Here is an 11,506-nt window from a genome sequence, read left to right as displayed (position 1 = left end):
GAGTTGGCGGCCGAGCACTTCCGGCGCCGGGCCGCCGCCGCGTCCGGCTGCCCGCCGGGCAGCGAGGTCCACGACCTGCTCGCCGACGCCTTCCACGACGTGGCGAAGATCTTCCTGGACACCTACGGCGCCACCGCACCCGACTACGCCACCACCCTCACCGTCGTCGTCCTCACCCCCGGCTGGCTCGGCCATCTCAGCGTCGGCGACGGTTTCGTCGTCGTACGCGCCGGAACCGAGGACGGGCAACGGCAGTTCCACCTCCTTCCGCAGCCGCCCGCCGTCAGCGAGTACAGCAACGAGACCGTCTTCCTCACCTCACCCGACGCGCCTCGCCGACTGCACACCGACTGTGTGGCGGACCCGCGGGTCGACGGGGTGCTGCTGTCCACCGACGGCCTCGCCCAGGCCGCCCTCTCCATGCCCGCCGGTGGCCCGCCGCAGCCCAACACCTCTTTCGTGGAAGCCGTGTTGCGCTCCCTGGACACCCCGGGGCCGGTGACCGACAGCGCGAGCGAGAACATCGCCGCGCTCCTCCGCTCCGACCGGCTGACCAGTCTCAACGGTGACGACAAGACCCTGCTGCGGGCCGTGCGCGCGGTGACCCCGTGACCGGCCGCACCGTCCACCTGGACGGCAAGCCCGTCATCCTCGCCGAACTCCCGCTCAAGGGCGGCGGCCAGGCGGCCGTCTTCCCCGTCGAGGGCGACGACACCATCGTCGTCAAGCTCTACCGCGACCGCCCGGGCCCGGACCTGGAGCGCCGCCTGGCCCGCATGCTGACCATGTCACCGCTGGCCGCCCGCCCCACGGACGCCAACCAGCCGCCCGAACTCGCCTGGCCCACCGCCATCGCCCGCGGCCCCGACGACGCCTTCCTCGGCTACGCCATGCGCCGCTTCGGCGAACCCCAACACGTCCAGCTGGTGGGCCTGTTCACCCGCGTCCAGCGCCTGCGGCTCTTCCCGGGCCGCGCGGACTGGCGCTTCCTGCTCGGCGTCTCCTGGAACCTCGCCTTCATGACGGCCCGCATGCACTACGACGGCCTCGTCATCGGCGACTTCTCGTCGAGCAACGTCGTCGTCGACGCCAACGGCTTCGTCACCTTCCTCGACTGCGACTCCATCGCCTTCACCGACCCGGTCACCGGCGAGCACTTCCCGTGTCTGATGCACACCACCGACTACTCCTCACCGGAACGCCAGTCGGGCGCCGCCGCCACCTCCGGGAGCGACGACTTCGCGCTCGCCGTGCTGATCTACCAGCTCCTCACCGCGGGCAACCACCCCTTCGGCGGCGTCCCGCACGACAGCACCCCCGAATCCACCGTCAAGGACAACATCGCCGCCAGCGTCTCCTACGTCGTCCGCCCCGAACTGGTCGTCATCCCACGCGGCACCGTCGACCCCTCGGTCCTCCCGCCCGGCCTCCTGACCCTGGCCCACACCGCCTTCGGCCCGGGCGTCCACGCCCCCGCCGCCCGCCCCACGGCCGAGGTCTGGCTGCGCGCCCTCGACCAGGAACGCTCCCGCGTCCGGGTCTGCCCGGCCCGCCCCCTGCACACCTACGGCTCCCACCTCCCGACCTGCCCGTGGTGCACCCGCGCCGCGGTGACCGGCCACGACGTGTTCAACCCACCGGTGCGACAGCCGGTGCCCGCGCCTCCCGCGGCCGTACCGACCACCGGCCTCGGCCCGCTGAAGGTGGTGGGCGGTGTGCTGCTCGCGCTGATCCTGCTGATCGTGATCCTTCAACTGCTCTGAGAACGCCCCCGGTCCTCCAGATACCGCGTGTGCGACTCCTGCCGCCGCGCCTCCACCTCACGCAGACTCGCCGCCAGCCCCTGCGCCTCCTCCTGAAGCACCGTCAACTGCCGTTCCAGATGCCGCTCAGGCGGCTCGGCACCCGGCGCCAGCCGCGTCCACCACCGCGTCCGCACGAACGTGTCGACCGCCTCCGGTACGTCCTGCCGGATCGCCCGCGACAGGATGTGCACGCCCTCCGGATCCTGCGCGAGATCATGCGTGACCTGCGGATCCAGCAGCCCGGCGAGGAGCTGGGTCAGCTCGGTGAGCCGGCCGGCTGCGGCGGGCGGCAACTCGATGCCGGTCAGATATCCGCCCAGCTTCTCGAAGTCGTCCCGCAGTTCCTCCAGTTGGGCCGACGGGTCCGGGAAGTCGGGCAGCGGCGGCCGTTCCGGCGGCGCGATCAGCGCACCCGCGCCGTACAGCCCCACGACCACGACGGGCCAGTACGGCCCCGCCACGCCCACGAACGTCAGCACCAGCCCGAGCAGTCCGCACGCGCTGCCGGTGAGGTTCTTGCGGGACTCCAAGTAGCCCAGGAACCTACTGGTAGCCACGGATCTCCTCGAAGGCGCCGTCCAGTGAGCCCTGTTGGGCGTCGAAGAGACGGCCGCCGGTCAGGTCGGCGATGTGCTGGAGCTCCGCCTTGTCCGAGTCGCCGAAGAGGATGGGAAAGACGGGGATCTCCCGCTGGGCTGCGGGCAGTTGACGATAGAACCCGTCGAACTCCTTGGCCTTGGCGCCGGTCGTGTTCTCGCCGTCCGTCATCAGCACGATCGACGTGAACGTGTCGCCACCGGCACCGAGATGCTCGTACGCCTTCTCCAGCGAGGTGTAGATCGCGGTGTTCCCGTCGGCGCCGAGCGCCTTGGTGTCCGCGCGGATCGCGTCCAGCCCGGCCTTTGGATCCCCCGGACTCACCACATGCGTCTTCACGCTCTTCACGGCCGACCCGAACGGCATCAGCGTGACCTCCTCGCGCTGCCGGAAGTCGCCGGTCAGATCGGTGAGGGCCTTCTTCAGCCGGGACAGCCGGTCGCCCGCCATCGACCCCGAGGTGTCCAGGACGTACACGGTCCGCGACGGCCGGCGCAGCTTGTTCTCGTACGAGTCCAGGAGGCCGTCGGCCACGGACCGGCTGCCGGGGAACGGGAGTTCACGCCGTCGGCTGGTGTCCAGGCCGGACGCGGGCGGTACGGAGGTGACGACCGGGCGGCGGTGCGTGCGGGTGGTGATCAGCTTCTGCAGGGCGTCCGTGCGCAGGTCCGTCGTCACCCGGCGGACGTTCTCGCGGGTCGTGGCGTCCGACGAGGCGAGGGAGGTCAGCGGGTAGTCGGCGGTGACGACCCCGTCGCTCGGGCGGATCACGGTCAGACCCGGGATGCCCTTGAGGACGGACTCGTAGTTGAGCAACGCGTCGACGTTCCCCCGCCGTTGGTACGCCTGGGCCAGCCAGCCCGACGAACCCGACGTCAGCTTCTGCCCCTTGAAGAACTCCTTCAGCCGGGGAGCCGCCTTGGTGACGTCCGCATCGGTGAGCGCCGACTGGGCGCCGGAGAGCGCGGAGGCCACCGAGATCAGCGTGGAGAAACCGGAGTTGGAGCGCGCCGGGTCCGTCATGCCGTACGTCAACCTGCCGTCCTGGACGGCCTGTTCGATCTGCGACCAGGTCACCTTGTCCGGCCGCCAGCCCAGTGCCGTGACGGTGGCCGTCCTCACCCCGATCGCGACCGGGCTCGACATGATCGACGTCTCCGAGACGACCTTCTCCGCCGCGTCGGGCCGTAGCCGCAGATAGTCGTTCGACGACAGCCACAGCGCGTCGTACCGCCCGTCGGCCTTGCCCTGCGCCAGCAGGTCCACCGCGTCGAGGGTGCCCATGTAGGTGGGGCGGATCGTGATGCCGGTGTCCTTGCGGATCTGGTCGAACACCGGGGTCATGTCGCTGAGTTCGCTGGAGGCGAGGACGCGGAGGGTGCCGGGTGCCGCTGGCGGTTGGCCGGTGGTCGAGTGGTCCGGGGTCGAGGTGCATCCCGCCGCCACCCATGCGAGTGCGATGGCGGCTGCGGCGCCGCGGGCCGCGTGTGCCCACCCGTTCCGCCGTGCGGAACGCCTGCCCACACGCTCGACGAGTATCAAGTCGCCGCGTCTCATGCGGAGCCCCCGTCCAGCGCGCCTCGCGACCGGCTCCGCTCCAAGTACGTGCTGGCGTTCTGGAGTTCGGACGTCAGGGACTCCACGGTCGCCGCCATCACCTCGGTCGCCTGGACCTTGTAGGTGTCGATCGCGTCGAGCGTGCGGTAGATCTGCTGGAACGCCGTGCGCAGCGTCTCCGCGCCCACCGCAGGGTCGGCCGCGATGCGCTGGATCTCGCCGCTCTGTGTGGCGAGCATCTCCGCGTTGCCCCGGATCAGGTCCTCGGTCGTGCCGCGCAGGGCGTTGACCTGGTCGACGACCTTGCGCTGGTTTTCGAGGGCGGAGGCGAGCATGACCGAGATGCGGAGGGCCGAGACGGTCGTGGTCGCCGCCCGGTCGACCCCCTTGATCAGCTCGTCGTTGTTGCGCCGTACGACGTCCATCGCCAAGTAGCCCTGCGCGCACACCGCGAGCTGGGTCAGCAGGTCCTGGTGCTTCTGTCGGACCGGGAAGAGGACGTCCGCGCGCAGGGTGTCGGCCTGGCCGGGGTCGGCCGCCTCGACGCCGGCGATGTGCTGCTCGACGGCCGAGTCGAGGGCCTGGGTGAGGACCACGTACTCCTGGAGCTTGCCCATGGTCTCCCAGAGCCGGACCCGCTCGGTCTGCAACGCCGCGCTGTCGCGCCGGAGTTCGTCCTGACCGCCGCGCAGCGAGCCCACGATCTTGTTCAACGTCCCTTGCGCGGAGGCGTACTTGGCGACGTGGTCGCGCAGCTTGTTGCCGCCGGGCAGCCGGGACAGCAACTTCCGCCCCTTCGACGCCGGCAGCTCACGCGGGTCCAAGTCCTCGACGACTCGCCGCAGTTCGACGAGCGAGCCCGCCACCTGCGACTGGGCGTCCCCGCCCTTCGAGGGCAGACTGCGCACCGTCCGCTCCAGCATCCGGTTGGACTGCGCGGTCGCGCTGCGCATCTCCCCGGCACCGAGCGCGGTGATCTCCCCGACCTTGCCCGCGAACTCGGGCGAACGGGCGTCCAGGGCGGCGAGTCCCTCGACGTAGGCGGTGGCCTTCCGCTCCATGTCGGTGCGGACACCGTCGTCGACCGGCACGAGTCCGCCGGCCTTCTCCTTCGGGACGGCCGTCACGGCCTCCGGCGGAGTGAGCGTGAAGACGTCGTCACCGCTGAGGGTGTGCTGACTGCTGTTGTTCTGGCTGGTGTTGAAACTGCTGCTCATGTCTGTTCCCCCGTTCAACCGCGCGCCCGGCGCGCCATGTCGTGCAGCACCGTGGAGGTGGGCACGGGCGCCTGCCGGACGCCGGTCAGCGTCTGGTTGAGGTAGCTGGAGTGGGCGGCGGTGGCCGCGACGAACTCGGCGGAGTCACCCTGCGGCCGGAACCCGTGCCGTACGGCGAGTTTCCGCAACGTCGGGTCGGAGCTGAGGAGTTCACCCAGCGCCCGGCCCTCGGGAGTGAGCGGCACGACGGTGTGGTCGCTGGTGGCCGTGGTGTCCGGGTAGAGCACGACGAGGTCGCCTACCGGCTGCTTGTCGAGGAGCAGCGAGGCCACCTGGGACTCGTACACCAGGACCAGCGGATTGCCGGCGCCGCTGATGAAGTCCCGGAACGGCGCGTCCGAGCTGGACTGTTGGGCGCCCTGCACACTGATCAGCTTGCGCATCAGCGGCGCGGTGCGACCGACGTCGGCGCTACTGGCCGCCACCCGCCCGCCGCCCGCGACGTAGGAAGCGGCGGCGAGATACAGCGCACCGGAGTTGGAGGTCTCCGGGTCGGTGGTCGCGATGTAGAGGGTCCCGGTCAACTCCCCGTGCTTTCCAGCCCCCTTGAGCTGCTGCCAGGTCAGATCACGCTTGGCCGCATCCAGATAGGCACCCATCTTCAGCGTGCCGCGGTCCTGGCTCTTGTCCAGCGTGGCGAGCCCGTTGTCCGCGAGGACCTGGGCGGCGCTGCGATGGGCCACGACGACGAGCGGCGAGTAGAAGGGCCGCGGCAAAGGCTGCCGCACCTTGTACTTGGCGGCGAGCGCGTCGGCCGGCGCCTGGCTGGAGGGGAAGGCGAAGTCGTACCCCTTGAGGTCGAGCCCCTCCATGGCCCAGGACCCGGAGGTCTCCGTCTTCACGGTGTAGCCCTTGGCGGCGAGGGCCTTCACCACATCGGGATCGGCGAAGAAGTCCGCCTTCTCCGAACCGATCACTCCACGCACGGTCTTCGTTGCCGTGCCCTTGTCCCCGTTGTCCCGGCCCGCTACGACGGCTGCCACCACTCCGCCGATCAGCAACACCGCGAGGACGATTCCCGCGATACGTCTCACGAGGGGCAGCGTGCTCGCGGAACCCAACATTCCCCGAGGAAAGGGATGAACGGAGGGTGTCGGACGGGTCCCGGATCAACACGGTTGAGAGGAGCGCCCCTTCAGGGGCGCGGGGCTGTATCGATATGCGGCTCCGCCGCGTGGGCGCGACCAGCCACAGTGCACGCGCACCCGCAAGAACACAGAACCCCTAGGGCGATTAGGCGACCACAGTCACCGCATGCGCATCCATCCGCTCGGCCGAGAGAATCGCCGCAGCCGTATCCGCACGGGACGCCGCAACAACCAACGCCCGCCCGGCAAGCGCATGAGCCTTCAGGTGCAGGGCATCCAAACGGGACGTAGAAGCGGCGGCGGACGCCCGGCTCGGCGAGGCGCCACCACGCAACCGCGTGAGCTGCCCGGCAAGCCTCTCCGCCGCGACATCCAGTTCATCCGACGGCGCCAACGCCCGCAGTTCATCCGTCACCGCAAGCAGCGCGGCAAGATGCCCCGCCAGCTGAATGTCCAGTTCTTCCTCGCGCGACCGGTGAGGAAAGTCGGAGGGCGTGCGGGCCGGCGTGCTGTGGACCGACTTGGTGCGGATCGGTTCGTACATGGCTGGTCTCCTGTGCTCAGACAGGAAACCATCCTAGCTTAGATCTCGTCTAAAGTTATGCTGGCCGAAAAATTGGCTGGAAGAACCAGTTCCATGAGGTTTACGGCTGGCTGTACCCGTCCAGGAAGTTCCCGATCCTGGTCACCGCGTCCCGCAGATCGCCGACCGAGGGCAGCGTCACGACCCGGAAGTGGTCGGGCTCGGACCAGTTGAACCCGGTGCCGTGGACGACCATGATCTTCTCGCGGCGCAGCAGGTCGAGCACCATCTGCCGGTCGTCCTTGACCTTGAAGACCTGCGGATCGAGCCGCGGGAACAGATACAGCGCCCCCTTCGGCTTCACGCAGGTCACACCCGGGATCTGGGTCAGCAGCTCGTACGCGACATCCCGCTGTTCCTTCAGCCGGCCGCCCGGTAGCACCAGGTCGTTGATGGTCTGCCGCCCGCTGAGCGCGGCGACGACCCCGTGCTGGCCGGGCATGTTCGCGCAGAGCCGCATGTTCGCCAGGATCGTCAGGCCCTCGATGTAGGAGTCGGCGTGCGAGCGCGGCCCGGAGATCGACATCCAGCCCACCCGGTAACCGGCGACCCGGTACGCCTTGGACATGCCGTTGAAGGTGAGGGTGAGCAGGTCCGGGGCGACCTTCGAGGTCGGGGTGTGCGTGGCGCCGTCGTAGAGGATCTTGTCGTAGATCTCGTCGGAGCAGACGAGGAGGTTGTGGCGGCGGGCGATGTCGGTGAGGCCCTTGATCATCTCCTCGTCGTACACGGCGCCGGTGGGGTTGTTCGGGTTGATGATGACGATCGCCTTGGTGCGGTCGGTGACCTTCCGCTCCACGTCGGCGAGGTCGGGCATCCAGTCGGACTGCTCGTCGCAGCGGTAGTGGACGGCGGTGCCGCCGGAGAGGGACACGGCGGCGGTCCACAGGGGGTAGTCCGGGGACGGTACGAGGACCTCGTCGCCGTCGTCGAGCAGGCCCTGCATCGCCATGACGATCAGCTCGGAGACGCCGTTGCCGATGAAGACGTGCTCCACGTCCGTCTCGATGCCGAGGGTCTGGTTGTGCATCACGACCGCGCGGCGGGCGGCCAGCAGGCCCTTCGCGTCGCCGTACCCGTGTGCCGACGACACGTTCCGGAGGATGTCCTCCAGGATCTCGGGCGGGCACTCGAACCCGAAGGCCGCCGGGTTGCCCGTGTTGAGCTTCAGGATGCGGTGGCCGGCCGCTTCCAGACGCATCGCCTCTTCGAGAACCGGGCCCCGGATCTCGTAACAGACGTTCGAGAGCTTGGTCGACTGGATCACCTGCATGTCGGTGAGCTTACGGCCCGGTAACGCCTCTCGCGCCGTGTTTTGCACCACGTGGGCTTCTTGCGGCGGCCCCCTCTTGTCGTGAGAATGTGCATGACAATGACGTGAGGGCGACCGGAAGATCTCCGGTCGCTCGCGTCTGTAAGAGGGGACCCCCACATGAACAAGCCTCTCCTTGCCGCACTCTCGGGCCTGGTCATCGCCGGGACCGGAATGGCACCCGCGGTCGCCGCACCGCAGGCCGCACCGAAGGCGGCGGCCGTGACCGTCGACTTCGCCGGAACCGTCTCGCTCAGCAACTGCTCCGGGTCGGTCATCCGCTTCCCGAACTCGACCGACACCTCCCCGGCCCTCGTGCTGACCAACGGCCACTGCCTGGAGACCGGCTTCCCGGAGCCCGGCGAGGTCATCACCGGCCAGTCCTCCAGCCGCACCTTCGGGCTGCTGAACTCGGCCGGCACCAAGGTCGCCACACTCCGCGCCAACCAGGTCGTCTACTCGACGATGACCGACACGGACGTGACGATCTACCGCACCACCACCACGTACGCGGCGATCAAGAGCGCGTACAACATCAGCCCGCTCACCGTGAGCGCCACGCACCCGACCGCCGGCACCGCCATCAAGGTCGTCTCCGGCTACTGGAAGACGATCTACAGCTGCAACATCGACGGGTTCGTGTACCGGCTGAAGGAGGGCGACTGGACCTGGAAGGACTCGGTCCGCTACACCTCCGCCTGCAACACCATCGGCGGCACGTCCGGCTCCCCGGTCATCGACACCAGCACCGGCCAGGTCGTCGCCGTCAACAACACGGGCAACGAGGACGGCGAGACCTGCACCGTCGACAACCCGTGCGAGGTCAGCGAGACCGGCGCGGTGACCGTCCGCGAGGGCATCAACTACGCCGAGGAGACCTACAACATCCCGGCCTGCTTCACCTCGGCCAACGTGCTCAGCCTGAGCGCGAGCGGCTGCACCCTGCCCAAGCCGTAGGTTCCGGGTTCTCGCTCAAGTCGTAAGTCAGGAGCGGGAGTTGGCGTTCCGTCGCACGGGACTGCGACGGATCGACCGGCCCGCCAGTACGTCCGTCCGCCGGCCGTCCTCGATCACGAAGCGGCCGTCGATCAGGACGTGCGGGATGCCGGTCGGCAGTCTGCGCGGTTCCTCGAACGTCGAACCCGCCGCCACCGTCTCCGGGTCGAACAGGACCAGGTCCGCCTTGTAGCCCTCGCGGACCAGACCCCGGTCGGGCAGACGCAGGCGCGCCGCCGGGCGGGAGGTCAGGTGTGCCACGCACTCCTCCAGCGGCAGGATCCCCAACTCCCGTACGTAGTGGCCGAGATAGCGCGGGAACGTGCCGTACGCCCGCGGATGCGGCTTGGCGCCCTGGAGGATGCCGTCCGAGCCGCCCGTGTGGACGCGGTGCCGCATGATCTGCCGGACGTTCTCCTCGTGGCCCACGTGCTGGAGGATCGACGGGGCGAGCCGGTCGGCCAGGAGCAGGCGGCGGGCCGTGGTCCAGCTGTCGAGGCGGCGGCCGACGTGGTCCGCCAGCGCGGGATCCGCGACCCCCGAGATCTCGATCGTGTCCCACTCCATCGGCACCCCGTGACAGCCGTCCGAGCCGAGCACCTCCAGGTGGTGGCGGATCCGCTCGGCCGTCCCGTCGTCCGCGAGCCGCTTCAGGATCGCCTCCGGGCCGCCCTCGCTCGCCCAACTCGGCAGCATGGCCACGAGAGTTGTGCAGCCCGGGGTGTAGGGGTAGGTGTCGAGGCTGATGTCCGCGCCGGTGGCCAGTGCCTCGTCCAGGAGGGTCAGCAGCTCCGGTGCCCGGCCCTCGTTCACGCCGAAGTTCATGGTGGCGTGGGCGAGATGGAGGGGGCAGCCCGCCTCGCGGGTCAGCTCCACCATCTCCTCGTAGGCCTCCAGCGCGCCCGCTCCGTACGAGCGGTGGTGCGGGCAGTAGTAGCCGTCGTACGACGCCACCACCCGGCAGAGTTCGGTGAGTTCGGCGTCCTTGGCGTACATGCCGGGCGTGTAGGTGAGCCCGGACGACATGCCGACCGCGCCCTGCTCCATGCCCTCCGCGACCAACCGCCGCATCCGGTCCAGCTCCTGGGGTGTCGCCTCCCGGTCCTCCCAGCCGGCGACGAGCATCCGGACCGTGCCCTGGGGGATCAAGTAGGCCGCGTTGACGGCGATTCCGCGGCCTTCGAAAGCGGAGTCCAGCCGGTCCAGGTACTCGCCCACCGACCGCCAGTCGAAGTCGATGTCGTCGCCGTACCCGTTCCACCCGCTGATCGCCCGGCGCACCTCGGCGAGCGTGCGGTCGTCGACGGGGGCGTACGACAGCCCGTCCTGGCCGAGGACTTCGAGGGTCACCCCCTGCGCGGCCTTGGCGCTGTGGTCCGGGTCGCGGAGCAGGGCCAGGTCGCTGTGGGCGTGCATGTCGATGAAACCGGGGGAGAGGACCAGCCCCTCCGCGTCCAACTCCCGCCGCGCCTTGGGGCGTTGACAGCCCGCCTGCGCCGCCTCCCGCACGATCGAGACGATCCTGCCGCCGTCGACGACGACATCGGCGCGGTACGACGCTCCACCGCTGCCGTCGACGACGTCCGCGTCCCGGATGACGAGCTCTTCCATGTCACGCCTCCTAGAAGAACGTGCGGATGTAGTCGACGACCGTGCCGTCCGCCTCCGCCACCGGGATCAGCTGCCACTTGTCGAAGGACGTGCAGGGGTGGGACAGTCCCAGGCCGATCCAGTCGCCCACCTCCAGGTCCGCCTCGGCCGCCGTCCGCAGCCAGGCGTGCTGGTCGGAGAGGCCGGTGACCTCGATGCCGGTCGCCGGGCGCTCGGTGCCGTCCCGGCGGACCACCTGGGCGAGCGGGAGGTCGAGGTCGTAGGCCGCGTCCCGCTTGCCCGCGTTGGCGAAGGCCTGCTCGGGGGAGGGGCGGGAGACGACCTGTGCCCAGAGCCGGAACGCGGGTTCCAGCGCGCCTTCTTCGGGGACGCGGGTGAAGGGGGTCAGCTTGCGGTAGTGGCCGTCGTCGTGCGAGACGTAGGCGCCCGAGCGCAGCAACTTCAGTGCGGGGAGTGAGAGTTCGGGCAGTTCGGCGAAGACGTCGGCCACCGCGTCGAACCAGGCGCTGCCACCCGCGCTGACCACGATCTCGTCGAGCCCGGCCCCGGCGAACCGCCCCGCCTTGTCGAACTCCACGGCGAGCGCGGTCAGTCGGCGCAGCCACGCGTGCACCCGCTCAGGGTCGGCCTGGGGCACCTCGCCCTCGTAGCCCGCCACGCCCACGAGCCGCAGTGTCGTC

At 69.7% G+C, this 11,506-nt stretch carries 10 protein-coding genes and 1 pseudogene; 3 read left to right on the top strand and 8 right to left on the bottom strand.

The window, feature by feature from the left end:
• The coding region (locus R6V09_RS33755; protein WP_317885265.1) for a protein phosphatase 2C domain-containing protein at window positions 1-612 on the top strand (612 nt) is incomplete at its 5' end.
• A complete protein-coding gene (locus R6V09_RS33750; protein WP_317885264.1) occupies window positions 609-1,763 on the top strand; it encodes a hypothetical protein in 1,155 nt (384 codons plus the stop codon). The genes R6V09_RS33755 and R6V09_RS33750, both read left to right, overlap by 4 nt.
• Here R6V09_RS33750 and R6V09_RS33745 read toward each other — a convergent pair.
• From R6V09_RS33745 to R6V09_RS33720, 6 genes are all read right to left on the bottom strand, one after another.
• Window positions 1,751-2,362: a hypothetical protein gene (locus tag R6V09_RS33745; RefSeq protein ID WP_317885263.1), complete on the bottom strand. Its 612-nt coding sequence runs from the start codon at window positions 2,360-2,362 to the stop codon at window positions 1,751-1,753. The genes R6V09_RS33750 and R6V09_RS33745 overlap by 13 nt on opposite strands.
• Window positions 2,349-3,959 carry a vWA domain-containing protein gene (locus R6V09_RS33740; protein WP_317885262.1) on the bottom strand — a complete coding sequence of 537 codons (1,611 nt, stop codon included), beginning with the start codon at window positions 3,957-3,959 and terminating at the stop codon, window positions 2,349-2,351. The genes R6V09_RS33745 and R6V09_RS33740 overlap by 14 nt, the downstream gene beginning before the upstream one ends.
• Window positions 3,956-5,176 (bottom strand): toxic anion resistance protein, encoded by a 1,221-nt coding sequence (locus R6V09_RS33735; RefSeq protein ID WP_317885261.1) that lies wholly within the window; start codon window positions 5,174-5,176, stop codon window positions 3,956-3,958. Before R6V09_RS33735 ends, R6V09_RS33740 begins: the two co-directional genes overlap by 4 nt.
• 14 nt (window positions 5,177-5,190) lie before the next feature.
• Window positions 5,191-6,270, bottom strand: a complete 1,080-nt coding sequence (locus R6V09_RS33730; RefSeq protein ID WP_317885260.1) for a substrate-binding domain-containing protein — start codon at window positions 6,268-6,270, stop codon at window positions 5,191-5,193.
• Between the two features lie 199 nt (window positions 6,271-6,469).
• Entirely contained in the window at window positions 6,470-6,868 is a 399-nt protein-coding gene (locus R6V09_RS33725; protein ID WP_317885259.1) for an SCO4983 family protein, read from the bottom strand.
• A 100-nt stretch (window positions 6,869-6,968) separates the two neighbouring features.
• The gene (locus R6V09_RS33720) at window positions 6,969-8,180 is read right to left on the bottom strand and encodes a pyridoxal phosphate-dependent aminotransferase (protein ID WP_317885258.1); all 1,212 of its coding nucleotides are present in this window, start codon (window positions 8,178-8,180) and stop codon (window positions 6,969-6,971) included.
• Between the two features lie 159 nt (window positions 8,181-8,339).
• On the opposite strand from R6V09_RS33720, the gene R6V09_RS33715 reads away from it, so the two are divergent.
• On the top strand, window positions 8,340-9,176 hold the full coding sequence (locus R6V09_RS33715) for a trypsin-like serine peptidase (RefSeq protein ID WP_317885257.1): 837 nt from the start codon (window positions 8,340-8,342) through the stop codon (window positions 9,174-9,176).
• Between the two features lie 27 nt (window positions 9,177-9,203).
• Here the strand turns inward: R6V09_RS33715 and R6V09_RS33710 are convergent, their stop codons facing one another.
• Together R6V09_RS33710 and R6V09_RS33705 are read right to left on the bottom strand one after the other, a co-directional pair.
• Window positions 9,204-10,826, bottom strand: a complete 1,623-nt coding sequence (locus R6V09_RS33710) for an N-acyl-D-amino-acid deacylase family protein (RefSeq protein ID WP_317885256.1) — start codon at window positions 10,824-10,826, stop codon at window positions 9,204-9,206.
• A gap of 10 nt (window positions 10,827-10,836) precedes the next feature.
• Window positions 10,837-11,506 (bottom strand): annotated as a pseudogene (locus tag R6V09_RS33705) (amino acid deaminase); the annotation flags it as partial.

Origin of the sequence: Streptomyces sp. W16 (assembly GCF_033194735.1) — a bacterium.
Taxonomy (GTDB): Bacteria; Actinomycetota; Actinomycetes; order Streptomycetales; family Streptomycetaceae; genus Streptomyces.
The sequence above is the reverse complement of the archived record's forward strand: the minus strand, read 5'-3'. Positions and strand labels throughout refer to the sequence as shown.